This is a genomic window from Microbacterium sp. BDGP8 (assembly GCF_029991045.1).
Classification (GTDB): Bacteria; Actinomycetota; Actinomycetes; order Actinomycetales; family Microbacteriaceae; genus Microbacterium; species Microbacterium plantarum.
Window position 1 is genome coordinate 551,635 of the sequence record NZ_CP120712.1, and the last position, 24,105, is coordinate 575,739.

Genomic DNA, 24,105 nt, shown 5'->3' on the forward strand with positions numbered 1-24,105 from the left:
GTCAGGATGCGGCGAGGGCAGCGAATCGCTGCACGATACGTGCAATCGATGCGGCGAAACCCGGATGCTCGGGCCGGTTGAGGTGGCCGTGATCGGTGCCCGGCTCGACGACGACGTCGACATCGCCGCCGGCGGCCCGCAGCGTCGCGGCGAACACGTCGCCCGAGACGCTCAGCTCGTCGATCTCGCTGTTGATCATGAGCGTCGGCGGGAAGCCGCGCAGCTCGTCGGTCGACGCGAGGCCCGGAACGGCCGCGATCGGCGCGCCGATCACCGAGTGGCCGAGGTAGTTCTCGTACATCTCACGGACGACGTCGGCCCCGAACCGGTCGTGCTCGGGGTGAGCGGCGAGAGCGGCGCGCAGCGCGGGCCCGGGGGCGGGCTGCACGGCGAGGAGGGTGGGGTAGGCCAGCACGACGAGGCGGGGCAGGATGCCGCCCTCGCCGAGCAGGCGCAGAATCGCGCCCGTCGCGAGGTTCGCGCCCGCGCTCGCGCCGCCGATCGCCAGGCGCGTCACACCGAGCTCCTCGGCGTGAGACGCCGCCCACTGCCAAGCCCGCAGGACGTCGTCGGATGCCGCCGGGTAGCGGTTGCCGCTGCGGTCGTCCGTCTGCTGGTCGGCGCCGTCCCACGCGGGCGGCACCGGGGCGAGGCGGTAGTCGACGGAGAAGACCGTCGTCCCCGCCGCGGCGAGCCCGCGAGCGACGGCATCCGCTTCGGGCATGTCGAGGTCGCCGAACGCGAAGCCGCCGCCGTGCATCCATACCAATCCGGTGCCGTCGGGTTCGGCCGCGCGGTAGAGCCGGATGAGCCCGCCCGCCTCGGACGTGGGCGAGGGCGCGGCCGGGGAGGCGGCGCTCACCGGGCGACCCGCTCTTCCGCGGGAGTCGGGACATGCCGGCCGTAGCGCTCGAGCTCGATGTCCTCGAGTGACTTGCCCTCGGTGTTCGGCGCCCAGATGGTTCCGATCAGCAGCGCGGCGACGAGCAGCCCGAGGATGATCACGCCGAGTCCGGCGAGTCCCAGTCCCGACAGCAGGACGGGGAAGACGAGGCTCAGGAGCCCGACCATGACCCGGGCGAGCATGAAGAGCACGCCCTGCGCGCTCGCGCGGTAGCGGGTGGCGAACAGCTCGGCGGTCCACAGACCGTAGAACGCCTGCGCCCCGACGCCGGCGGAGACACCCCACGCGACGGCGAAGAAGAGCAGCGAGAACAGGCCCGGGGGAGCGTAGATCAGCACCGCCCACGCCACGACGCCGAGCGCCGCACCGCCGAGGTACAACCACTTGCGGCGCACCCGGTCGCCGAAGCGCATGAAGCCGAAGAAAGTCGCGGCTGCCGTGAGGCTCCAGACGAGCACCTGCAGCAGGTTCTGCTGCATCGGGTCGTGGAGGCCCGCGGCGTCGTACACACGCGGCTGGAAGATGCCGGCCTGGCCCGCGACGGTGTTCCAGAGGCCGTAGACGCCGATGAGGAAGGCGAGGGCGCCCCAGTTCTTCGGTTCCTTGAGCAAGCCCACGATGCCGGAGAAGAACGACGGGCGTTCGCCCGCGACGAGCGCGGCCTCGCGCTGGCTCTTCCACCGGCGCGACTCGGGGAGTCCGCGGCGCACCCACCACGTCACGGCGGCGATGACGAAGAGGTGGAAGAAGATCAGGCGCGAACCGAGCAGTCCCAGCGGGCCGACGATGACCGCGAGCAGGAACCCGACCGCCGGGCCGATGGACCAGGCGAGTTGCGCCGTGCCCACGTGTGCGGCACGGTGCTCGTTGGGTGCCTCCTCGGCGATGTAGGTCCACGACGCCGGAACGCCCGCGCCGACCGCGATGCCCATGAGGATGACGCCGACGAGCAGGACCCCGAGGTTCGGTGCGAACGTGACGGCGAGAGCTCCGAGCATGAACACGATCAGGTCGTAGGTGTAGATGAACTTGCGGCCCAGGCGGTCGCAGAGGGGACCGCCGATCGCGGCGCCGATCGCGGCGCCGAAGGCGTTGGCCGACAGGGCGGCCACGATGCCGACGACCCCGTCGTCGAAGCCGAAGGCCTCCTGCCACAGCGTCAGACTCGTGGCGAGCGCGATGATCGCGCCGGCCTCGATGTAGTTCGACATGGCGACGGCGATCGTCGCCTTCCAGGCGCTCAGCGGGCGGCGGGTGCGGGTCGTGCTCATGCGCCCCACCCGGCCTGGGTGCCGCCGACGCGGTCGGCTTCGATCTTCTCCTGGTAGCCGGATGCCGCGTAGGCGGCCATCGGGTCGGCGGGAAGACCCCGCGACTCGCGCCACTCGGCCAGGGCCGGACGGACGTCGGTGTAGAACGCGTCCATGAAGACTGCCTGTGCTCCGAGCACATCGTTCGCGGTGCGGGCGGCGGCCAGGGCGTCGGCGTCGATGAGCAGCGCGCGTGCCGTCATCTCCTGGACGTTGAGCACCGAACGGATCTGCCCCGGGATCTTCGCCTCGATATTGTGGCACTGGTCGAGCATGAACACGACATCGGGGTTGTCGAAGCCGCCGCCGCGCAGCACCTCGACGAGGATGCGGAACAGCTGGAACGGGTCGGCCGCGCCCACGATGAGGTCGTCGTCGGCGTAGAAGCGCGAGTTGAAGTCGAACGAGCCGAGCTTGCCGAGGCGCAGCAGCTGCATGACGATGAACTCGATGTTCGTGCCGGGGGCGTGGTGCCCGGTGTCGAGGCAGACCATCGCGCGCTCGCCGAGCGCCGCCACCTGCACGTAGCTCGTCCCCCAGTCGGGGACGTCGGTGTGGTAGAACGACGGCTCGAAGAACTTGTACTCCAGCACGAGGCGCTGCTCGCCGGACAGGCGGTCGTAGATCTTCTGCAGCGAGTCGGCCAGCCGGTCCTGACGCGCGCGCATGTCGTTCTGCCCGGGGTAGTTCGACCCCTCGGCCAGCCAGATCTTCAGGTCGCGGGAGCCCGTGGCATCCATGACGTCGATGCACTCGAGGTGGTGGTCGATGGCCTTGCGGCGGATCGCGTCATCCTCGTGGGTCAGCGCCCCGAACTTGTAGTCCTCGTCCTGGAACGTGTTCGAGTTGATCGTGCCGAGCGCAACGCCCAGATCCTCGGCGTGGCGGCGCAGGGCGCCGAAGTCGTCGACCTTGTCCCACGGGATGTGAAGCGCGACGGCCGGGGCGAGCCCGGTGACACGGTTCACCTCGGCGGCATCCGCGATCTTCTCGAACGGATCGCGCGGCGTGCCGGCGGTGGGGAACACGCGGAAGCGCGTGCCCGAGTTGCCGAACGCCCAGCTGGGCAGCTCGATGCCCTGGCGCTCGAGCAGGGCGAAGTGGTCGGGGGAAAGGGTGCTCACGATGCGTCGTCGCTTTCGTCGGGGTTTTCGGTGGATGTCGTCGGGGCCGTGCCGGTGGCGGTCGCCGTGCCGGTGGCGGTCGCCGCGAGTTGGTCGTGCAGGTTGAAGACCTCGGTGAGGGGCGTGGCGGCCTGATCGGGGCGCCCCTCGAGTCCGACGAAGAAGCGGGCCATCTCGGCTTCCCAGCGGGCTGCGACGGGCGACGCGGCGAGGTACGCCTGAGCCGCGGTGTCGTCGTCGACCTCGTAGTAGCCGATCAACCGGCCGCCCTCACCGAGGAACAGGGAGTAGTTGCGGCGGCCGGACGCGGCGATCTCCGCCAGCATCTCGGGCCAGACGGGGGTGTGCCGGGCGACGTACTCGTCGAGCAGGTCCGGATGGATCTGCAGCGAGAAGCAGACCCGGTGGGTAGATGCACTCATCGTCGAGGCTCCTTGGTGAGCTGGTGTGAATCGTTTCACGAGCGTAGCGGGTTGTGCGCGCGGGCACAAACGGCAAGCGCTTACCCACATCCTGCCGTTGCCGTCGTGCTCGCGCTACGGTGGTGTGCATGGCAGTGAGCGTGCGGGATGTCGCGGTCGCGGCATCCGTTTCGGTGGGGACCGTCTCGAACGTCCTCAACAACCCGACGCGCGTGTCGCCGGAGATGGTCGCGCGCGTGCAGCAGGCCATCGCCGATCTGGGGTTCGTCCGCAACGATGCGGCCCGACAGCTGCGGGCCGGACGCAGCCGGTCGATCGGCCTCGTGGTGCTCGACATCGGCAACCCGTTCTTTGCCGAGGTCGCGCGGGGCGCGGAGGAGCGTGCTGCCGAGAGCGGCATGGCGGTGCTGCTCAGCACGAGCGACGAGAAGCCCGAGCGCGAGTCGGCGTATCTCGACCTCTTCCGCGAGCAGCGCGTCAACGGCGTGCTCGTGACCCCCGCGAGTGACGACCTGGAGCGGTTGCGTGGGCTGCAGGCGGCGGGGGTCCCGGTCGTCCTCGTCGACCGCGAGGTGCCCGACGACCTCTTCGCCTCGGTGTCGGTCGACGACGTCGAGGGCGGCTATCTCGCCGTGTCGCACCTGTTGGCCCGCGGGCGTCGGCGCATCGCGTTCGTCCGCGGACCGGTGTCGATCCGTCAGGTCGCCGATCGTCTCGAGGGTGCGCGGCGCGCGGTGGCCGAAGTCGCCGGTGCCCACCTGGAAGAGCTCGGCGTGCCCGCCCTGTCGGTGCTGCACGGCCGTGCTGCCGGCGAGCAGCTGCGCGACCGCCGCGGAGAGGACCGCGTCGATGCCGTGTTCGCGGCGAACGACCTGCTCGCCGTCGGAGTGCTGCAGGCCTTCGCGGTCCTCGGGCAGCTTCGCGTGCCCGAGGAGGTCGCGCTCATCGGCTACGACGACATCGACTTCGCGTCCGCCACCGTCGTGCCGCTCAGCTCGATCCGCCAGCCCGCCCACGAGATCGGATACCGCGCCGTCGACCTCCTGCTGCGCGGTCTCGACGATCCCGCCGGCGAGCACGAGCGCCGCGTGCGCTTCCGCCCCGAGCTCGTCGTCCGCGAGTCGACCGGCTGACCGCGGCATCCTGTCGCCCCTCGAGGCACCGTCGCCGCGCGAGGCGCCGTCGCCCCGCGAGGTCCCCGTTCGGCCGGTTCTGCGCGCCGCTTTACCGGCCCAAGTGGGACCTCGGCACCATCGGGTGGAGGCCGCGCGGACCGGATGAGAGAAGACTCATCGGCGCGCGGGGGAGGTGCGCCTAGGCTCATCGGAACGCAGGAAAGCGCATTCCGATGGGATCCATTCAATGAAGAACAGACTCCGCTCCTCGCTGCTCGCCGGCCTCGCCGCGGGCACGCTCGCCACGGCGACCCTCACGGTCGGGGGCGTCGCAACGCTTCCCGCGGCAGGGGTCGAGGCGCCGCCGTCCGCGCCGATACCGCGGCTCGAGACCCTCGATCGCGGCCTGGTCGCCGTGCCGACGGACGAGGGCGTCTTCCTCAGCTGGCGTCTGCTCGCGGGCGAGGCCAGCGGTGCCGGCGAGACCGGCCTCACGGGCACCGACTTCGTCGTCTACCGCGACGACGTTCCAATCGCCACCGTCACCGACAGCACGAACTACCGCGACGACGCCGGGACGGCGGCATCCGTCTATCGCGTGGCGCCGGTCACGGCGGGCGTCGAGGCGGCGGCGAGCGAGGCCGCGATCGCGATGGATGCCGGCTTCCTCGACATCGCGCTGCAGCGGCCCGAAGGCGGCGTGACCCCGGCGGGCGAGGAGTACACCTACTCGGCCAACGACGTCTCCGTCGGTGACGTCGACGGTGACGGGCGCTACGAGTTCATCGTGAAGTGGGATCCCTCGAACTCCAAGGATGTCTCGCAGGTCGGGTACACCGGCGGGGTCTACATCGACACCTACAGCCTCGAGGGGCGCCTGCTGAACCGGCTCGACCTCGGTCCGAACATCCGTGCCGGCGCGCACTACACGCAGTTCCTCGTCTACGACTTCGACGGTGACGGCCGGTCGGAGACGATGCTCAAGACCGCGCCCGGGACGAAGTCGATCACCTACGCCGACGACGGCTCGGTGGCCTCGGAGCAGTACGTCACGATGCCGGACGAGGATGTCGCGGCGGGCTACGCCCACACCGATGACTACCGCATGAGCGCCGCCGACTACGCCGACCACCTCGAGGAGATGTTCCGCGGATGGTCGACGCGCGACGAAGTCGTCTCGGGCCAGTGGCCGGCCACCCTGGAAGAGGCCTTCGGCATCGAGCCGCGCTACGACTACCCGTTGTCGGATGCCGACGCCCGCGCCCTCGTCGACCACTTCATCGACGTGTACGCCCCGAGCCGCAGCGCCCGCAACGCCCTGCGGAACTTCGAGGGCTTCATCCTCGACGGGCCCGAGTACCTCACCGTCTTCGACGGCGAGAGCGGGGCCGAGCTGCAGACCGTGCGCTACGAGCCCGACCGCGGCGACGACGGCCTGCTGTGGGGCGACTACGCGATGTCGCGCATCGAGCCCGGCAACCGGGTCGACCGGTTCCTGGCGGGCGTCGCCTATCTCGACGGTGAGCGCCCGTCGGCGGTGTTCGCTCGCGGTTACTACACCCGCACGACGATCGCGACCTACGACTGGGACGGCGAGAACCTCTCGAAACGGTGGTTCGTCGACAGTGGGCATGCCCCGATGACCAACCCGTTCAACGACGGTCCCCACGGGGTCGACGGCACCGATCCCGTGTACGGCTCGATCACGACGCAGGGCTTCCACAGTCTGTCGGCGGCGGACGTCGACGGAGACGGCCGCCACGAGATCGTCTACGGATCGGCGACGCTCGACGACGACGGCAGCCTGCTCTACAGCTCGTTCGCCGAGATGCCCGAGGGATCGGCGACCCCGGGCGAGATGGCGCGCCTCGGTCACGGCGACGCGATGCACGTCGCCGACATCGACCCGACTCGCCCGGGCCTGGAGATCTTCACCGTGCACGAGGGCGGGGCATACGCGCCGTACGGTACGGCACTGCGGGATGCCGCCACCGGCGAGGTCATCTTCGGCGCCTACTCGGGCCGTGACACCGGGCGCGGGATGATCGGCGACGTGCGCCCCGACGTGCCCGGCATGGAGGTCTGGTCGAGCATGCCCGGCGGAACGGATGCCTCGGGCCTGCTGACCGCCCAGGGCGAGGTGCTCTCGGCGGCGACGCCCGGCACCAACGCCTCGATCCGCTGGGGCGGCGACCTCACGACGCAGATCGTGAACGGCAGCGGTGACGTCACCCCGACGATCGACGACTGGGCGCGCGGCACCGTACTGACGGCATCCGGAACCCTCGCCAACAACGGCACGAAGGGCAACCCCGGGCTCGTCGCCGACGTGCTGGGAGACTGGCGCGAAGAGCTGGTCGTGCGCACGGCCGACTCGTCGGCGCTGCGGGTGTACGTCTCGACCGAGGTGACCGAGCACAAGCTGTACACGCTCATGCACGATCCGCAGTACCGCGCCGAGGTCGCCCGTCAGCAGACGACCTACAACCAGCCGAGCTACACCGGTTTCCACCTCGCCTCGGGCATGGACTTCGCCGGTGTGCCGCTGCGGCCTGCTCCCGCGCCCGTCGCGACGCCCGGCATCGGGGTGGACTCGACCGGCGTCAACGTCACTTGGAAGACGACGGATGCCGGCGCCGAGGTCACCGGCTTCACCGTCATCCTCCGCTCGGAGGCGGGCGACACGATCGAGCAGCAGGTCGGGACCGAGGCTCGCTCTGCGCGGTTCGCGACGGTCCCGCCGGGGGAGTGGACCGCGACCGTCACGCCCGCTGGCACCTTCGGCTCGGCGGCGCAGTCGCAGCCGTCGGCGACGGCCACAGTGCGAGAGGGGCAGCCGGTGCCACTCCGAGTCAGCGCGCGGTCGCAGTGCGTCAACGGAGCGGTGCACGTCGCGGTCCATGCCGCGAATCAGGCGGGGGCGCCGGTCGACGTGCGGCTGGCCGCGGTCGGCGGCGAGCACGCGCAGCAGAAGGTCGCGGCGGCCGACGCGGCGTACCGGCTCTTCGACTCGGGCCGCGACTCGCTCGTGCCCGGGTCGGCGACCGTCACGGCGTATCAGTGGGTCGACGGTGTCGGTTACCACGCCACCTACGACGTGCCCTACTTCGCCCGGATGTGCTGAGGCGTCCCGCTCGGACGCGAGGCCCCGATACATCCGAAGGGCCGGAGTGACGGGTGGGGCCGGTGAGGCCGTGCGAATGCTCACCAGCCCCACCCATCCGACAGATGTATCGGGCGCGGGCGGGATCGGGCGGGGGCTTCAGCGGGTGCGGGGGCGGTCGGACGTGGCGTCGGGCAGGGAGATGGGCGTCGTGCCCGCGACCTCGTCGCTGAACTCCTCCGGGGCGACGACCGAGATCGGACGCGTCTCGTCGAGCGAGAGGGCGAACCGGCGCGAGCTCGAGCGGTGCACGCGTCCGGAGACGAGCATCCACGTCACCCCGACCCCGAACGCGACGAAGGCGGCGACGGCACCGAGGCCGATGGCCGCGCGCGGCCCGAACTGGTCGGCGACCCACCCGACGATCGGCGCGCCGATGGGCGTGCCGCCCATGAGGATCGCCATGTACAGCGCGAGCACGCGGCCGCGCAGCGCCGGGTCGGTCGTGGTCTGCACGTACCCGTTGGCCGTCGTGAGGGTGGTCACGACCGCGAACCCGGTGAACATCAGGGTCACTGCGTACAGCCAGTAGTCCGGCATGAAGGCCGACACCGCTGCGGCGAGCGCGAAGAGTCCGGCGCCGAAGATCACGACGCGGATGCGGGCGCGATCGCGACGTGCTGCCATCAGGGCGCCCGCGAGCGATCCGATCGCCAGGATCGAGCTGAGGAGGCCGTACCCGTCGGCATCGCGTCCGAACTCGATCGCCATCGTCGAGGCGAAGATCGGGAAGTTCATACCGAAGGCGCCGAGGAGGAACACCATCGCGAACGTCACCATGAGGTCGGGGCGCCCGCGCACGTACCGGAAGCCGTCGGCGAGGCGCGCCGCGCCGGGAGAGGTGACCCGCGGGATGAGCTCGCCGGGTCGGATGAGGAACAGCGCCACGATCATCGCGAGGAACGTCGCCGCGTTGATGAAGAACACCCAGCCGGTGCCGACCGCGACGATGACGATTCCCGCGGCAGCGGGGCCGATCATGCGCGCTCCGTTGAAGGATGCCGCGTTGAGCGCGACCGCATTGGCCGCGATCTCGCGCGCGACGATGTCGGAGACGAACGCCTGGCGCGCCGGATTGTCGAAGGCCGAGATCATGCCGAGCGTGAACGCGAAGACGTACATGAGCGGGAGCGTCATGACGCCCGTGAGCAGCAGCGTGCCGATGACCAGCCCGACGAGCATGAGCGAGCTCTGCGTGACCACGAGCAGACGGCGCCGGTCGAAACGGTCGGCGACCCACCCGGTGACGCCCACGAGCAGGAGCGGCGGGGCGAACTGCAGCGCCATCGTGACGCCCATCGCTCCCGCGTCGTTGTCGGTGAGGCCGGTGAGGACGACCCAGCTGAGCGCTGTGGCCTGCATCCACGCGCCGACGTTCGACACGAGGGCGCCGAAGAACCACACCCGGTAGTTGAACACCGAGAAGGAGCGGAACATCGCGGAGCTCATCGGTCGGCCACCGCCCGCATGATGACGGCGGCGGCCGCGAGAGTCTCACGGTCGGCCGGTTCGAGCTCTTCCAGCGCGTGCTCGAGCCAGGAGTCGCGACGGCGGGTCGTCTCGATCACGACGGTGCGGCCCTCGTCGGTGAGGGCGATGTTCACCTTGCGGCGGTCGCCGTCGTCGGGTGTCCGGGTCAGGTACCCGAGCTCTTCGAGGTGGTTGACGGTGCGGTTCATCGACGGTGCCGATACGCGCTCGCGGTCGGCCAGCTCGCCGAGCGTGTGCGGACCGTGCACGTGCAGGTTCGCGAGCACGGCGTACTGCCCGTCGCTCATCGAATCGACGGCACGCTGCGCGCGGAGCCGCCGTGCGAGGCGGAAGGTCGCCATGCGGAGGTCGGTCGCGTCGTGCGCGAGATCGATGGCGGTCGGTGGGGCGGAAGCGGGGGAAGAGGTGCTCATCTGTGATGTTTAGCTTAGCTCATTAGTCTTGCTAACGGTCTGTGGTGTCCGGAATGCGACGGCCGGAAACGTAGACTCGCCGCATGCCCGAGTTCATCGACGCGCACGGGGTCGCGATCGTCTACGACATCCATCCCGCGCATGGCGAGCAGCGGGCCGTCGTGCAGCTGCTGCACGGTGTCGGCGAGCACGCGGGCCGGTATGCCGAACTCGCCGGGATCCTCACCGCAGCGGGCTTCACCGTCTACGCCGATGACCACCGGGGTCATGGCCGCACCGGCATCCGGCAGCACGGTGATCCGAGCAAGCTCGGCAAGCTCGGTCGGGGAGGGCTGCATGCCGCGCGCGACGCCTGCGCCGAGCTGACCCGCATCATCGAGCGCGACCATCCCGGGGCGCCGATCGTGCTCCTCGGCCACTCGTGGGGATCATTCCTCGCGCAGATGCTGTTCGACGACCGGCCCGAGGCATACGCGGCACTCGTGCTGTCGGGGTCGGCGCTGCGCTGGCCCGGATCGCTCAACTCGGGCGACCTGAACGCGCCGTGGAAGGCGCCCGGCGCGAACGGCGTCGAGTGGCTGAGCACGGATGCCGCCGTCCAGCAGAGCTTCCTGGACGACCCGCTCACGACGACGACCGCGCTGCCCCGCCTGTTCGGGCCGGTCGAGACGCTCAAGCTCATCGGCCGACCCCGACGCGACCTCGGTGTCGACGTCCCGGTGCTGCTCATGGTCGGCCGGGACGACACCGTCGGCGGGCCTCGCAGCGTCCATCGCCTCGCCGACGCCTACCGCACGCGATCGGGCCTGACGGATGTGACGACGCTCGTCTACCCCGGTGCTCGTCACGAGATCTTCAACGAGGCGGTCCGGGGTGACGTGCAGGCCGATCTGCTCGCCTGGCTCGACGCCCGCTTCCCGCGGGACTGAATCGCGGCAAGCAGCGTCGGTGTCACCCGGCGGGACCGCGTCGGATTGCCGTGACGAGCGGGCGTGACGCGAGGAGCGCCAGCGCGACCGCCCCGAAGCCCGCGACGAAGGTCGCCGCGATGACGGCCATCGTCAGCGGCGCGACGACCAGGCTGATCCCCACGACCGGGAGAGCCAGCGCCACGCCGACGACCGCTCCGCCGGCGGCAGCCCAGCGCAGGGGCAGCATCACCGTGATGCGACGTGCCCGAGCGAGTTCCGCGGGCTCCATGCCGAGCCGGTCGAGGCCCACGATGAGCTCGCGGTCGTCGAGCACCGACGCCGCCTGACTGACGCCCACCGAGGCGGCGAGCAGGACGAAGCCCGCCCCGAGGGTGACGAGGACGCCGGTGCGGATGTCGGCGAACAGCGTCATTCCAGGCTCGTCGCCGGCGATCTCGGTGAGCGCGATGCCGCTGCCCCCGACGACGGCGATGAACGAGATCATCGCGATGCTCGAGACTCGACGCCAGGCGGTGGGGGCATGTGCGGCGAGCTCCCGGCCTGCGATGAGCTGAGCAGCCGTCCGGGCGCGGCGTGCCATCGAGCGGCCGCGTGCGGCGACGATGGGCGTACCGATGAGGTTCACCAGAGCGAGGGCCCCGGCGAACAGAGCCAGCAGGAGGGCGATCGACGCTGCGGGGGCGAGGACCGCGCTCACGCTGCTGAACTGGGCCACGATCGTGCCGACGGCGACGATCGCGATCCCGGAGATCACGAGGGTGCGGGTGCGTCGCGGCGGCGCCTCGGTGCGGCGGCGCACGCCCAGTGGGGTGAGCCGCACGCGTCGCAGGCTCGCTGCCGCGCTCACCGTCGCGATGAGCCCGACGCCCAGGATGACGGCCAGGACGATCGGCCATCCGGCCCACACGGCGGCGGCACCGACGGGGCCACCGAAGAAGGGGAGCAGCCCGACCAGCGGCAGGGCGATGCCGTAGGCGGCGGCGCCGACCAGTGCTCCCGCGAACGCGACGGCGGATGCCTCACCCACCGCCATCGCTCCGACCTCGGTGTTGGTGGCGCCGAGGAGGCGCAGCGTCGAGAGCCGGTCGTTGCGGCGCCGGCTCGACAGGCGCGCGGCGGCAGCCCCGAGGGTTGCTGTCGGAACGGCGAGAAGGATGAGCGCGAGGACGCTGAGCACGCCGTAGAGGAAAGCCATCTGGCCCGTGCGCGGGTCGGTGAGGAACATGCGGGTGCCGCCCGCGACGATCAGCATGAGCATCGTCGTCACCGCGAAGGCGACCAGTGGCAGGACGATGGCCGCAGACCCTTGCCGCGCCGGCCGGGAGAGCAGGACCGTGAGAGCCGCGACGCGGCGCACACTGCCCGGTGTCTCCGTCGCTCGGGCCAGCGGGGTCGGAGGCTGCGGGAGCGAACCGGTCGCGACGACGACGCTCATCGGGTCACCTCGGCGGCTGCGGTCCCACGCGCGGGCGCGACGGACGAATCGACGATGCGTCCGTCGCGCATCCGGAGGACGCGGTCGCAGCGGCGCGCGACCTCCGCATCGTGGGTCACGACGACGAGGCTGCGGCCCTGGCCGGTGGTGGCGTGCAGCAGCGCATCGAGGACCTCCGCGGAGGTGGTGGAGTCGAGGGCGCCGGTCGGCTCGTCGGCGAACACCACGGGGGCTCCGGTCACCTGGGCGCGGGCGATGGCGACGCGCTGCGCCTGCCCGCCGGAGAGCTCGCCGATGCGCCGGTTGTCCATGCCGGCGAGGCCCAGGGCGCCGAGCCAGGCGGCGGCGTGCGCTTCGGCAGCAGCTCGCGCCGTGCCGACGAGGAGCAGCGGAAGGGCGGCGTTCTCGACGGCGGTGAGCTCGGGCAGCAGCAGGTGGTCCTGGAAGACGAAGCCGAGGCTGCTGCGACGCACGGCGGAGCGGTCGGCGTCGGGCATGCCGACGAGCTCCTGCGCCGGGGCGCCGGGAGCGGCGAGGCGGACGGAGCCGGCATCGGGCGAGATGATTGCGGCGAGGCAGTGCAGAAGCGTCGTCTTGCCCGACCCCGAGGCGCCCATGATCGCGACGGCCTCGCCGGCGCGCACGGTCAGGTCGACGCGGTCGAGCGCGGTGAGCGCCCCGTAGCGCTTCACGAGCCCGCGGGCTTCGAGGACGGGGGCGGAATCGATGGTGGGGTTCATGTCATCCACTCTTCCGAGCGGGGCCCGCGCCGTCGTCCGTCGCGAGGTGTAACGGCATCCGTCGGGCGACCGATCCTCCGCCCGGTCCTAGGCTGGACGCATGCACGGCGAATACAAGGTCCCCGGAGGAAAGCTGGTCGTCGTCGACCTCGAGGTGCGCGACGGCCGCATCGCCGATTTCCACCTGGCGGGCGACTTCTTCCTCGAGCCCGACGACGCGCTCGCCGACATCGATGCGGCAGTGACGGGCCTGCCCGAGGAGTCTGATGTCGCCACCATTGCGGCCGCCGTCCGTTCGGCGCTGCCCGACGGCGCCCAGCTGCTCGGCTTCACGCCCGAGTCGGTGGGCACTGCGGTGCGGCGCGCCATGATCACGGCCCCGGGCTGGCGCGAGTTCGACTGGGAGGTCGTCCACGACCGAGCCGTGTCGCCCAGCATGAACCTCGCGCTCGACGAGGTGCTGACCACCCGCGTCGGCGACGGCCGGCGGAACCCCACCCTGCGCATCTGGGAGTGGAACGAATCGGCCGTCGTGATCGGGTCGTTCCAGTCGTACCGCAACGAGGTCGACCCCGAGGGTGCCGCGAAGCACGGGTTCGACGTCGTGCGCCGCATCTCCGGCGGGGGAGCGATGATGATGGCGGCGAACTCGATCGTGACGTACTCGCTGTACGTGCCGGCATCCCTCGTTGCGGGGCTGACCTTCGCCGACTCGTACGCCTTCCTCGACGACTGGGTGCTCGAGGCCCTCCGCTCACTCGGCATCGAGGCGACGTATCAGCCGCTCAACGACATCGCCTCACCGTCGGGCAAGATCGGCGGCGCCGCGCAGAAGCGTCTCGCGAACGGCGGGGTGCTCCACCACGCCACGCTGTCGTACGACATGGATGGTCAGGTCCTCACCGAGGTGCTGCGCATCGGCCGCGAAAAGCTCAGCGACAAGGGAACCGTCTCGGCCGCCAAGCGCGTCGACCCGCTGCGCAGCCAGACGGGTCTGCCTCGCGACGCGATCATCGAGCGGTTCATCGAGGTGTTCTCGAAGCGCTACGGCGCCGTGCCCGGCACGATCTCCGACGAGGAGTACGCCGAGGCCGAAGCGCTCGTCGAGTCCAAGTTCGCGACGGACGCCTGGCTCAAGCGCGTTCCCTGAGCCGCGGCGTCGTCAGCGGCGCGTCTGCGACAGGGCCCAGTGGGCTCGGGTGAGACCGCCGAGCGGCGCTCGCGTCAGGATGGCGGCATCCGATTCGCTCAGGATGCCGCCGTCGACCGCCACGCGCATCGCGGTGGCGATGTCTTCCCGTGCCCGCTCCTGTCGCGCGGCCGGCAGCGCGCCGACGGCGGCGCGCAGGGCCTCGACTCCCGTGCGCGGAGTCGAAGACCCTCCGGCGCGACGCCCGGCTCGGACGATGGTGGCGACGGTGACGGCGGACGCGATGCCCTGCACGGCGAAGGCGCCGATGGTGAGGCCGGGGGCACCGGCGTCATCGGAGCGCAGCGCGACGATGAGGATCGCGAACGCGGTGAAGAGCACCGAGATGGCATTGATGGACAGCTGGGAACCGCTCGCCTCGGCGCGCCCGCTCGCCAGCTGCCGCCACAGCACCGGACGCGATGCCGCCGCCACGATCGCCAGCGCAGCGGCGACGAGGGTCGGCACGGTCAGGTCGGATGCCGTTCGGGCGGGGATCACGACGACCCCGGCGGCGATGATCGGCAGGAACTCCAGCAGTGCGACGCCCAGTGAGCGGAACATCGACCCGCGGCCGACCGGGCGGCGGCGCTCTTCGTCCGACGCGTCCAGCAGATCCTGGACCGCCGGTTCGTCGGCGAAGGCGGCGCGCTCGATCAGCGCGGCGTCGAATCCGCGCCCGGACTCCACGAGTTCGCGGGCCGCGGAGGCGGCGGAGCTCTCACGCATCGTCTTCTCCTCTCACCCGTACCCCGTCAGCCGACGAGCGCCCGCACCGACGCGTAGCCGTCGGCCGCGACCGTCGGCACCGACGGCGGAGCGCCGAACATGCGGGTCGCCCGCTCGTCCGGCGTCCATCGCGGCCAGCCCGGGTCGCCGGTCCGCACGAACGACACGGCGGCGCCGTGCATCGCATCGGCCAGCTCCTGCGGCGGGTGCGGCCCCGCGAGCCTCGCGACGCCGTCGGCGTCGAGGACGTCCCACCAGAACGGCACATCGAGGCAGTGCAGCGCCCAGCGCTTGGTCGGGGAGGGCCAGCTGAACCGGTAGGCCCACGTCGGCGAGCCGCTTCGTGCCCGGGCGACGAGCGGCACGGTGTCGCGGAAGATGCGGTCGGTGGCGTAACGGCCGAGGAACGCGGCGGTGCCGAGTCGTCGCTGCGCGCGGTTGTCGCGGATGTAGCGCCAGCGCATCGCGTGGCCGACCCCGAGGGCGGCCAGCGCGAGCGCCGGCGGGACGAAACGCAACGGGCCGGCGACCCCGTCGGTGATCATCGTGAACTCGTCGTCAGTGGTGCCGAGCACGAGCGTCTTGTCCGCGCCGACGCCGGCCGCGAGTGCGTCGAGGGTGGGGCGCGGGATGAGCTCGCCGTCGACGACCGGACGCCACGTGAGCCCTTCGGCGAGCCGCGAGCGCACCGAGGCGATGATGCTGCCGTGCCGCTCCGACTCGAGAGCTTGCTGCGCCGTGAGCACCGTGAGCTCGTCGACGCCGGCGAACGCCTCGCGTGTCGGGGCGATGCCGAGGCGCGCGGCGAGCCGGCCTGTCGCCGTCGCGGCCCGGGCGGGCGGCACGTTCGTCAGGGCCGCCGAGATCGCCAGCACACGGCGGAACAGGTGTTGAGCATCCGGCATCCCGAGCAGGGTGAGCACCGCGCCGCCGCCCGCGGACTGCCCGGCGATCGTGACATCATCCGGATCCCCGCCGAAGGCGGACACGTTCGCCCGCACCCACTCGAGGGCGGCGATCCAGTCGCGCACCGCGCGGTTCGTCGGGGCTCCGGGAAGGAGGCCGAAGCCGTCGAAGCCCAGCCGGTACGAGACCGTCACCACGACGATGCCCGCCCGCGCGAACGAGCCGCCGTCGTACCAGGGGCTCGCGGGCGAACCCTGCACGAAGGCTCCGCCGTGGATGTAGACGAGCACCGGATGCCGTGCGCCGCCCGCCCGCGCGGGCGAGTCGGGCGCGAAGACGTTGACCGACAGGGTGTCGTCGCCCGGGATCGACGGCTCGGGGATGAGGGTGTCGGCGTCGTCCCCGCGCTGCGGCGTCGGTCCGTAGGCGGTCGCGTCGCGGACGCCGTCCCACGGCTCGACGGGCGCGGGCTCGGCGAACCGCAGCGTGCCGGTCGGGGCCTTCGCGTACGGGATGCCGAGGAACGCGAGAGTGCCGTCGGGGCGACGCGTGCCGCGCACCTCACCGCTGGAGAGGGATGCCGAGACGCTCGCTGTCACGATCCGAAGCTAGCGGACTCGGCGGCGCCTCGGTGAGGCGGCTGCGGGTCAGGCAATGCGGCGGACCTGCACCGTGATCCGGTCGACGGTCGGATACTGCACGCGGAGTTCGTCGGCGACGGCGCGGGCCACCTCGGGAGTGCGCGCGGATGCGGCGACGGAGATGGCGGCTGCCGCGGTCACCACCTCGCCGTCGGCCGAGACGAGGATGTCGTTCGTCGGAGCCGCCGCTTCTCGGCGGAGCGCCGTGGCCGCCGCTCCGAGCACGCGGGTCAGCGGCGGGCGCGGATCGTGCACGGCGCTGACCCCGGGCACCTCGACGAGGGGGCGCGGAGCCGACGGGCCGACGACGGAGACGGGCTCGATCATGCGATGTCCTTGGGCGGGAAGGGACGGTGGAGGTCTTCGACGGTGACGTCGACGGCGGTGATGTTCAGCTCGGTGTGCCGGGCGAGCGCCTCGGACACCGCTCGGCGGACCGCTCCGGCGGCGGTCGGCAGCGACTCGCCCCAGGCGACCGACGCGGTGATGTCGACGGCGATCGGCGCATCGGGCACCTCGACGTCGCCGACGATGCGCGAATGGCCGATGAAGACGCCGTCGATCGCGTCGCCGCTGGCGCGGATGAGCGCTTGCACGGCTCCCTCGGTGACGGTCATCGAGACCCGCGGATCGGGATGCGACAGCGGGATCGAGCGCCCGGCTCGCAGCTCGGCGCGTACGGCGTCCATCACACCGTGGAACCAGTTCTCCGAGGGCTCGGGCATCTCGGCGGCATCCGCCGCGATGAGATCACGTGACAACCGCCCCGCCCGTTCGAGGGCATCGAGGGCGTTGAGGCAGTCGGGACAGGTCTCGATCTCGGGGTCGTACGGCGAGCGACCGCTGTCGAGGTAGTCACTGATCTCGTCGATCGTCTTGCCGCACTCGAGAGTCACGTCGGCGGCATCCATCAACGCCACCCCGCCATCTGGATCGTGATGCTGGCGCGGGCGCGGGACAGGTTTCCTCGAACGGTGCTGAGAGGGAGGTTCATCTCTTCTGCGATCTCGGTATAGCTGAGCGACCCGACTTCTCGGAGCAGCCAGCAGCGGCGTTGGGCTTCCGGCAGCGCATCGAGTGCAAGAGAGAGCGCTTGCAACTGTGCGTTGCGGATGGCGGCCGCCTCGGGGAGGAGGCTCGCCTCCGCGGCTCTGTCGAATCCGTCCAGTGTGTCATGGTCGGGGCGCTTCCTGAGATGCGCGTACGCCTCGCGGCTCGCGATCTTCATGAGCCACGCCTTCACGGCGTTCGGGTCACGCAGGGTGGACAGCTGCCGCCACGCGGTGAGGAACGCCTCCTGCACGACGTCGTCCGTCTCCGAGAGGGTGCCGACGATGCGGTACACGTAGGCGCGCACGAGGCGGGAGTGACGGTGGAGGAGGACATCGAACGCGTCGGCGTCGCCGGATGCCGCGCGGGCAGCCAGGATGCCGTCGGGCGCGGCCTGCAGGTCGGTGTCCGACCCGCTGTCTTCGGCACGCATCGTTCCCCTAGAAAACTTCTCGAACTTTTTCGTGACGAATCCGGATGAGCCGCCCTCTTATCTGTAGAGCGAACGTAACGCTCACCGAATGACGAGCCGAGAGCTTGCATCGGACAACGCAGACAGATAAGGAAACGTCATGGCTGAGGACCAGAAGAACACCGCCCCCGCTGCTGAGACCACGAAGTCGCAGGCCGCCGCGCCGCAGGCTTCGCGCGTCGACCGCACGTTCTCGTCGTCGCGCGTCCCGGCCGACACCGACGCCGCGGGCAAGACGACGATCGCCGACGGCGTCGTGGCGAAGGTCGCCGGCATCGCGGCGCGTGAGGTCGCCGGTGTCTACGCGCTCGGTGGCGGCGGAGCACGCGCCTTCGGTGCGATCCGCGACGCCATCAACGCCACCGACCTGTCGCAGGGCGTGAAGGTGGAGGTCGGCGAGACCCAGGCCGCGGCCGACCTCACGATCGTCGTCGAGTACCCGGCGCCGATCCAGGAGGTCGCCGACAACGTCCGCGCCGCCGTCGCCGGTGCCATCAGCCGTCTCGTGGGCCTCGAGGTCGTCGAGGTCAACGTCGAGGTCAACGACGTGCACATCGCCGGCGCTGACGACGACGACAACGAGTCCGAGTCGCGCGTCGCATGAGTGCCACCGTCTCGGGTGCGCTGATCGGCGCCATCCTCGCCGCCGCCGCCCTGTTGTTCGGCTTCTGGGGATTCCTCCTCGTCGCCCTCTTCATGGCGATCGGCGCGGCGGTCGGTCGCATCGCGTCCGGCAAGCTCGACGTCCGCGGGCTGGCCGACGTGCTGACAGGTCGGCGCACCTCGTCATGACCGTTGCAGAGGCCATCCGTCCCGGTGGCGGCGTCACGGCCGCCGCCGGCGGGGCGTCCGGTCTCGCCGGACGGGTCGTTGTGCGCGAGCGCGTGGTGCGGAAGGTCTCGGAACAGATCGCATCCCAGGTCATCGGAGTGGACGTCGACCGCGTGTCGGTCACGGCATCCGATCACCGGGGTGGGGTGGCCGTCCGCATCCAGGCGCCGTTCCCCGTCCCGTCGCTCGACGACACCGAAGCGGTACGAGCCGCCGGAGTCGTCGTCGACATCGCCCGTGAGGCCCAGCACCGCGTGCAGGAAGAGCTCGGCCACGTGCTGGGTAAACCCGTCACCCGCGTCGACATCACCGTCACCGGTGCCACGACACCCGCAAGGAGGAGAGTCCGATGAGCAGTCCCGTGCTGCGCCGCGTCGTGCGGCGTGAGACGCACTCGCCGCGCACTGTCGCGATGATCGTCGCCGTCGTCCTCGTCATCCTCGCGCTGATCTACGTCGGCACGGAGATCGTGCTGAACCTCGCGGGTCAGCCGGCGCTTCTCCTCGGACCCGCCGCTGCCTTCGGGTGGGTCGTCGGTCTCCCGACGGAGGTACCGGTCGGCGTCAGCGTCGCCATCGGCGCCGTCATCGCGGTGCTCGGCGTGGTCCTCGTGGTGCTCGCCGTCGCCCCGGGCCGCCTGTCGAAGCACCAGCTCGTCGTCGGCGAGAGCGCCGTCGTCGCCGACAACGGCGTGATCGCCTCGGCGATCGCGCAGCGGGTCAGCGACGAGAGCGGACTGCCCCGCGACCAGGTGCGGGTCGGTGTCGGACACCGCTCGGTCGACGTGACCCTCACCCCTGCGGTGGGAGTCCCCGTCGACGAGACGCAGGTCCGCGCCATCGCGGATGCGGAGCTGGGGTCGTATCGACTCGCGTCGAAGCTGCGCACGGCGGTGCGGATCGAGCGGCCCCGCGAACAGGAGGAGAACGCATGAACAACACCAATCGCGCGGTCAACCGCACGATCCTCCTGATCCTGGGGCTCGTGCTCGTCGTCGTCGGCGGCGGAATCATCGCCGGCGCGGTGTGGCCGGCGGCCGCCGACACCTGGACCTCGGTCGGATCCGGGGCCGAGGACTGGGCGAAGCAGGCGTGGGATGCCACCGTCATCGCGGGCACGAGCCTCACCTGGCTCGCCGTCGGCGTGCTCGCCGCGCTCGCGCTGCTGGTCGTGCTGCTGATCGTGCTGGTCGTGCGCAGCATCCACGGCCGCCGCCGGACCGCGCTCCGGGCGACCGGGGCGGAGAGCGACCTCGGCCGCATCACGGTCACGGAGGGCTTCGCGGCGGATGCGCTGAAGAACGCGCTGGCCGACCGCGACGAGATCCTCAGTGCCCGCGTCACTGCGAACGACATCAAGAAGCAGCCCGTGCTGCACGTCAGCGTGACCCCGCGGCAGAACACCTCGCCGCTGCACGTGGCCGAGACCGTCGAACGTCTCGTCGGCAACCTCGGCACGCTGACGGGTCAGCAGCTCACGACCTACATCTCCATCCACACCGGGCTGCGCGCGAGGCTGGCGCACGACCAGCGCCGCCTGTCCTGAATCGCGCACGTCCACAGCCCCGCCCGCGGGGCGCCACCACCGAAAGAGAGGAGCCCATCATGGGTCTCGACGACAAGATCAAGAACGCCGCCCAGGACATCGCCGGCAAGGCGAAGGAAGCCATCGGCAAGGCGACAGACAACGACAAGCTCGAAGCCGAGGGCAAGGCCGATCAGGTCAAGGCCGAGGCGAAGAAGACGGGCGAAGACGTCAAGGACGCCTTCAAGTAAGCCGCGTGACTGCAGAGGGGGATGCCGTGTCGGCATCCCCCTCTTGTGGTCTCGTCGCGTCAGCTGTCGCGGCGCGCGCCGGCCGACGGGCTGACGGGGAAGATCGTCGGGGTCGCGTACCCGGCGGCAGCGAACGCCTTCTCGACGACATCGGCCACGTCGTCGACGGCGGCGGTCTCGACGAGTGCGATCGCCGCACCGCCGAAGCCGCCGCCGGTCATGCGCGCGCCGATGGCGCCGGCCGCGCGGGCGGTCTCGACGGCGAGGTCGAGCTCGGGGACGGAGATCTCGAAGTCGTCGCGCATCGAGGCGTGCGAGGCGTCCAGCAGCGACCCGATCGCTCGTGGCCCCTGCTCCCGGAGGGTCTGCACCGTGTCGAGCACACGCTGGTTCTCGGTGACGATGTGGCGGACCCGGCGGAAAGTGACGTCGTCGAGCAGCTCGGCGGCACGGTCGAGGTCGCCGACCGACAGGTCGCGCAGCATCGGGACGCCCATGACCCGCGCGCCCTTCTCGCACGACGCGCGGCGCTCGCCGTAGCCACCGGTGGAGTGCGCGTGCTTGACGTTGGTGTCCATGACCAGCAGCGTGAGCCCCGCGGCGGCGAAGCCGAGCTCGACCTCATCGGTCTCGAGCGAACGGCAGTCGAGGAAGGTGGCGGCATCCGGCTCGCCGAGCATCGACGCCATCTGGTCCATGATTCCGGTGGGAGCGCCGACGGCCTCGTTCTCGGCGCGACGGCCCACCTGCGCGAGCGCGACGGGGTCGAGTCCGAGGTTCCACAGCTCGTTGAGTGCCGACGCGGTGGCGCCCTCGATCGCCGCGGACGACGACAGGCCTGCGCCGACCGGCACGTTCGACGCGAACGCGAGATCGGCGCCGGTCAGCGCGGTCGGGTCTGCGCCGGCGGCCTGAATCAATGCCCAGGCGACGCCGAGCGGGTATGCGGACCACTCGGGCACGGCGTGCTCGCCGCCCGTGGTCGGGAAGATCGCGTCGAGGTCGGCGATCGCCACCTCGACCGGCACCGTGTCGAACGTCGAGATGACGCGCAGCCGGCCGTCGTCGCGGGTAGCGAGCGCCACGTGCGTGCGGTGGGGCGTGGCGAACGGGAACACGAAGCCGTCGTTGTAGTCGGTGTGCTCGCCGATGAGGTTGACGCGGCCGGGCGCCGACCACTCGCTCGTCGCGGTCGCGCCGAGCGAGGTCAGGAGGTCGCGCGCATCGGTGCGCGGATCGGTGTCGGTCACAGGGTCACTCCTTCTACGGCCTCGCGGATACGCGCGGCCGCGGTCTCGGGCGGGATGTCGCCGATCCAGGCGCCCATGGCCGCCTCGGAACCGGCGAGGAACTTGAGCTTGTCGGCGGCGCGGCGCGGGCTCGTGAGCTGCAGGTGCAGACGCGCGGTGTCGCGCGCATGGCGGACCGGAGCCTGGTGCCACGCGGCGATGTACGGCGTCGGGGTGTCGTACAGCGCGTCGATGCCGCGCAGCAGGCGCAGGTAGAGCGGGGCGAGTTCGTCTCGCTCGGCGTCGTTCGTCTCGGCGAAGTCGGCGACGTGCCGGTGGGGGAGCAGGTGCACCTCGATCGGCCAGCGCGCGGCGAACGGGACGAACGCCGTCCAGTGCTCGCCGCGGAGCACGACCCGCGGGCCGGCCTGCTCGAACTCGAGGATGCGCTGGAACAGGTCGGGAGCCGTGCGGTCGATCGAGTCGAGCAAGCGGGTCGTGCGGGGCGTGATGTACGGGTAGGCGTAGATCTGCCCGTGCGGATGCGGCAGGGTGACGCCGATCGCCTCGCCGCGGTTCTCGAACGGGAATACCTGCTCGATGCCGGGGAGCGTCGAGAGCGCGGCCGTGCGGTCGGCCCACGCCTCGATGACGGTGCGGGCGCGGGTGACCGTCTGGGTGCCGAACGATCCGGCGTGCTCGGGAGAGAAGCACACGACCTCGGTGCGTCCGACGCTCGTGCGGGTGCGGCCGAGGCCGAGGTGGGCGAGGTCGTCGATGCCGCGGGGAGGATCGGATGCCGCGGGCGCGCCGCCGAACGCCTCGGCGAGGGCGGGACCGAACGACGGCGACTTGTTCTCGAAGACGGCGACGTCGTAGCGCGACGGGATCTCGGAAGGGTTGGTGGGTGTCTGCGGGGCGAGCGGGTCGAGCTCGGCCGGGGGCAGGAAGGCGCGGTTCTGCCGTGATGCGGCGATCGAGATCCAGTCACCCGTCAGGACGTCCTGCCGCATCGTCGCGGTCTCGGGTCGCGGGTCGAGGGTGCGGGCGTCGACCGCTCGCTCGGGGCCGAGCGTCGTCTCGGGGTCGTCGTAGTAGATGAGCTCGCGGCCGTCGTCGAGTCGCGTGGAGCGTTTGACGACGCCCGCGCCGAGCGGCACGGCGGGAGGAGCGCTGATGTTCACGATAACACGCTACATTCCGGCCGTGCTATCGTCAACACACCCGACGAGAGGACCGGCATGCGCGTGTCGATGGCCCAGGTGGCGGCCCACGCGGGCGTCTCGGCGCAGACCGTCTCGCGCGTGGCCAACGGCAGCCCGCGCGTCGACCCCGCGACGCGGGCCCGCGTCGAGGCGTCCATGGCGGCGCTCGGCTACCGCATGCATCGCGCCGCCCGGGCCCTGCGCACCGGCCAGACCCGCACGATCGGCCTCGTCGTCTCGACGCTCGCCTCGGTCGGCAACTCCCGCATGCTGCAGGCCATCGCCGACGCGGCGAGCGAGCGCGACTACGCCCTCGCCGTGGTGACGGTCGCCGGGGCGCGTGACATCGCGGAGGCCTTCGCGCAGCTGCGCGACCAGGGCGTCGACGGGGCGGTCGTGCTCAACGAGGCGACGCGGCTCGCTCGTGACACCGCACCGCCCGCCGACCTGCGTCTCGTCGTCGTCGACTCGCCGCCGGACGACCGTTTCGCGATCGTGCAGACCGATCACGCGGGCGGCGCCCGGTTGGCGACGCGGCATCTGCTCGAGCTGGGGCACGCGACGGTGCACCACCTCGCGGGGCCCGAGGCGTCGTTCGCGGCGCAAGAGCGCGAACGCGGCTGGCGCGAGGCGCTGATCGACGCGGATGCCGTCGCGCCCGAGGTCGTCCGCGGCGACTGGACCTCGCGCGGCGGTCACGCGGCGGGAGCGGGGCTCGCGGGCGCCACGGCGGTGTTCGCCGCCAACGACCAGATGGCGCTCGGCCTGCTGCGGGCGTTCAGCGACGCCGGTCGCGCTGTGCCGGACGACGTCGCGATCGTCGGGTTCGACGACGTCGTGGATGCCGCGGAGTACCGGCCTCCGCTGACGACCGTCCGCCAGGACTTCGACGCCCTCGGCGCCCGCGCCGTCGAGGCGCTCGTGGAGGTCATCGAGTCGGGCTCAACGGCCGCGTTGCGCACCGTTCCCACGGAACTCGTGGTCCGCGCGAGCTCGGTACGCGGTTTCGCGGCGGAATGAGGCGCAGTT

26 protein-coding genes are annotated in these 24,105 nt (G+C 71.3%); 11 read left to right on the plus strand and 15 right to left on the minus strand.

The features are described 5' to 3' along the window. Position 1: 1 nt before the first annotated feature. Genes P6897_RS02620 through P6897_RS02635 form a run of 4 tightly spaced genes read right to left on the minus strand, consistent with a single transcriptional unit; the run spans position 2 to position 3,760 of the window. Positions 2 to 862, minus strand: coding sequence for an alpha/beta hydrolase fold domain-containing protein (locus P6897_RS02620; RefSeq protein WP_282502000.1), 861 nt, complete (start codon positions 860 to 862; stop codon positions 2 to 4). Beyond that, positions 859 to 2,175, minus strand: a complete 1,317-nt coding sequence (locus P6897_RS02625; RefSeq protein ID WP_220118289.1) for an MFS transporter — start codon at positions 2,173 to 2,175, stop codon at positions 859 to 861. Before P6897_RS02625 ends, P6897_RS02620 begins: the two co-directional genes overlap by 4 nt. Continuing rightward, positions 2,172 to 3,338: an L-rhamnose isomerase gene (gene rhaI / locus P6897_RS02630; protein WP_282502001.1), complete on the minus strand. Its 1,167-nt coding sequence runs from the start codon at positions 3,336 to 3,338 to the stop codon at positions 2,172 to 2,174. Before rhaI ends, P6897_RS02625 begins: the two co-directional genes overlap by 4 nt. Next, positions 3,335 to 3,760 (minus strand): L-rhamnose mutarotase, encoded by a 426-nt coding sequence (locus P6897_RS02635; protein WP_282502002.1) that lies wholly within the window; start codon positions 3,758 to 3,760, stop codon positions 3,335 to 3,337. Before P6897_RS02635 ends, rhaI begins: the two co-directional genes overlap by 4 nt. Before the next feature lie 128 nt (positions 3,761 to 3,888). On the opposite strand from P6897_RS02635, the gene P6897_RS02640 reads away from it, so the two are divergent. Together P6897_RS02640 and P6897_RS02645 are read left to right on the plus strand one after the other, a co-directional pair. Further along, a complete protein-coding gene (locus tag P6897_RS02640) occupies positions 3,889 to 4,893 on the plus strand; it encodes a LacI family DNA-binding transcriptional regulator (RefSeq protein ID WP_282502003.1) in 1,005 nt (334 codons plus the stop codon). A 229-nt stretch (positions 4,894 to 5,122) separates the two neighbouring features. After that, complete coding sequence (locus tag P6897_RS02645) at positions 5,123 to 7,999, plus strand: rhamnogalacturonan lyase (protein WP_323987186.1); 2,877 nt, start codon at positions 5,123 to 5,125, stop codon at positions 7,997 to 7,999. Between the two features lie 138 nt (positions 8,000 to 8,137). Here the strand turns inward: P6897_RS02645 and P6897_RS02650 are convergent, their stop codons facing one another. Further along, positions 8,138 to 9,475 (minus strand): MFS transporter, encoded by a 1,338-nt coding sequence (locus P6897_RS02650; protein WP_282502004.1) that lies wholly within the window; start codon positions 9,473 to 9,475, stop codon positions 8,138 to 8,140. An 8-nt stretch (positions 9,476 to 9,483) separates the two neighbouring features. Then, positions 9,484 to 9,942, minus strand: coding sequence for a MarR family transcriptional regulator (locus tag P6897_RS02655; protein ID WP_112616303.1), 459 nt, complete (start codon positions 9,940 to 9,942; stop codon positions 9,484 to 9,486). 83 nt (positions 9,943 to 10,025) lie between these two features. Here P6897_RS02655 and P6897_RS02660 point away from each other — a divergent pair, with 83 nt between their 5' ends. Continuing rightward, positions 10,026 to 10,871 (plus strand): alpha/beta fold hydrolase, encoded by an 846-nt coding sequence (locus tag P6897_RS02660; RefSeq protein WP_274178307.1) that lies wholly within the window; start codon positions 10,026 to 10,028, stop codon positions 10,869 to 10,871. 22 nt (positions 10,872 to 10,893) lie between these two features. Here P6897_RS02660 and P6897_RS02665 read toward each other — a convergent pair whose 3' ends face one another. Both P6897_RS02665 and P6897_RS02670 read right to left on the minus strand, forming a co-directional pair. After that, positions 10,894 to 12,309, minus strand: a complete 1,416-nt coding sequence (locus tag P6897_RS02665) for an FtsX-like permease family protein (protein WP_114589116.1) — start codon at positions 12,307 to 12,309, stop codon at positions 10,894 to 10,896. Next, the gene (locus tag P6897_RS02670) at positions 12,306 to 13,049 is read right to left on the minus strand and encodes an ABC transporter ATP-binding protein (RefSeq protein WP_282502005.1); all 744 of its coding nucleotides are present in this window, start codon (positions 13,047 to 13,049) and stop codon (positions 12,306 to 12,308) included. Before P6897_RS02670 ends, P6897_RS02665 begins: the two co-directional genes overlap by 4 nt. Before the next feature lie 100 nt (positions 13,050 to 13,149). On the opposite strand from P6897_RS02670, the gene P6897_RS02675 reads away from it, so the two are divergent. Then, positions 13,150 to 14,199 (plus strand): biotin/lipoate A/B protein ligase family protein, encoded by a 1,050-nt coding sequence (locus P6897_RS02675; RefSeq protein WP_023952552.1) that lies wholly within the window; start codon positions 13,150 to 13,152, stop codon positions 14,197 to 14,199. Between the two features lie 12 nt (positions 14,200 to 14,211). On the opposite strand, the gene P6897_RS02680 is transcribed toward P6897_RS02675, so the two are convergent. Genes P6897_RS02680 through P6897_RS02700 form a run of 5 tightly spaced genes read right to left on the minus strand, consistent with a single transcriptional unit; the run spans position 14,212 to position 17,997 of the window. Further along, positions 14,212 to 14,967 carry a hypothetical protein gene (locus P6897_RS02680; protein ID WP_282502007.1) on the minus strand — a complete coding sequence of 252 codons (756 nt, stop codon included), beginning with the start codon at positions 14,965 to 14,967 and terminating at the stop codon, positions 14,212 to 14,214. Positions 14,968 to 14,993: 26 nt separating this feature from the next. Then, positions 14,994 to 16,472 carry a carboxylesterase family protein gene (locus P6897_RS02685; RefSeq protein WP_282502008.1) on the minus strand — a complete coding sequence of 493 codons (1,479 nt, stop codon included), beginning with the start codon at positions 16,470 to 16,472 and terminating at the stop codon, positions 14,994 to 14,996. Positions 16,473 to 16,520: 48 nt separating this feature from the next. Then, entirely contained in the window at positions 16,521 to 16,841 is a 321-nt protein-coding gene (locus P6897_RS02690; RefSeq protein WP_282502009.1) for a hypothetical protein, read from the minus strand. Continuing rightward, entirely contained in the window at positions 16,838 to 17,425 is a 588-nt protein-coding gene (locus P6897_RS02695; RefSeq protein ID WP_282502010.1) for an Asp23/Gls24 family envelope stress response protein, read from the minus strand. The genes P6897_RS02690 and P6897_RS02695 overlap by 4 nt, the downstream gene beginning before the upstream one ends. After that, positions 17,425 to 17,997 carry an RNA polymerase sigma factor gene (locus P6897_RS02700; protein WP_282502011.1) on the minus strand — a complete coding sequence of 191 codons (573 nt, stop codon included), beginning with the start codon at positions 17,995 to 17,997 and terminating at the stop codon, positions 17,425 to 17,427. The genes P6897_RS02695 and P6897_RS02700 overlap by 1 nt, the downstream gene beginning before the upstream one ends. A 139-nt stretch (positions 17,998 to 18,136) precedes the next feature. On the opposite strand from P6897_RS02700, the gene P6897_RS02705 reads away from it, so the two are divergent. The 6 genes from P6897_RS02705 to P6897_RS02730 are packed head-to-tail and all read left to right on the plus strand — an operon-like array spanning position 18,137 to position 20,642. Then, complete coding sequence (locus P6897_RS02705; protein ID WP_114589121.1) at positions 18,137 to 18,640, plus strand: Asp23/Gls24 family envelope stress response protein; 504 nt, start codon at positions 18,137 to 18,139, stop codon at positions 18,638 to 18,640. Next, positions 18,637 to 18,828: a DUF2273 domain-containing protein gene (locus tag P6897_RS02710; RefSeq protein WP_023952539.1), complete on the plus strand. Its 192-nt coding sequence runs from the start codon at positions 18,637 to 18,639 to the stop codon at positions 18,826 to 18,828. The genes P6897_RS02705 and P6897_RS02710 overlap by 4 nt, the downstream gene beginning before the upstream one ends. Next, positions 18,825 to 19,220 (plus strand): hypothetical protein, encoded by a 396-nt coding sequence (locus P6897_RS02715; RefSeq protein ID WP_282502013.1) that lies wholly within the window; start codon positions 18,825 to 18,827, stop codon positions 19,218 to 19,220. The genes P6897_RS02710 and P6897_RS02715 overlap by 4 nt, the downstream gene beginning before the upstream one ends. After that, positions 19,217 to 19,801, plus strand: coding sequence for a DNA/RNA endonuclease G (locus tag P6897_RS02720; RefSeq protein ID WP_282502015.1), 585 nt, complete (start codon positions 19,217 to 19,219; stop codon positions 19,799 to 19,801). Before P6897_RS02715 ends, P6897_RS02720 begins: the two co-directional genes overlap by 4 nt. Beyond that, positions 19,798 to 20,412 carry a hypothetical protein gene (locus P6897_RS02725; RefSeq protein ID WP_282502016.1) on the plus strand — a complete coding sequence of 205 codons (615 nt, stop codon included), beginning with the start codon at positions 19,798 to 19,800 and terminating at the stop codon, positions 20,410 to 20,412. Before P6897_RS02720 ends, P6897_RS02725 begins: the two co-directional genes overlap by 4 nt. A 59-nt stretch (positions 20,413 to 20,471) precedes the next feature. After that, entirely contained in the window at positions 20,472 to 20,642 is a 171-nt protein-coding gene (locus tag P6897_RS02730; protein WP_023952533.1) for a CsbD family protein, read from the plus strand. Between the two features lie 59 nt (positions 20,643 to 20,701). On the opposite strand, the gene galK is transcribed toward P6897_RS02730, so the two are convergent. Next, entirely contained in the window at positions 20,702 to 21,853 is a 1,152-nt protein-coding gene (galK, locus tag P6897_RS02735; protein WP_282502540.1) for a galactokinase, read from the minus strand. Between the two features lie 35 nt (positions 21,854 to 21,888). Then, on the minus strand, positions 21,889 to 23,055 hold the full coding sequence (gene galT, locus P6897_RS02740) for a galactose-1-phosphate uridylyltransferase (RefSeq protein ID WP_240309811.1): 1,167 nt from the start codon (positions 23,053 to 23,055) through the stop codon (positions 21,889 to 21,891). 57 nt (positions 23,056 to 23,112) lie between these two features. Between galT and P6897_RS02745 the strand changes: the two genes are divergently transcribed. Beyond that, a complete protein-coding gene (locus tag P6897_RS02745; protein WP_282502017.1) occupies positions 23,113 to 24,096 on the plus strand; it encodes a LacI family DNA-binding transcriptional regulator in 984 nt (327 codons plus the stop codon). The last annotated feature ends 9 nt before the right edge of the window (positions 24,097 to 24,105 follow it).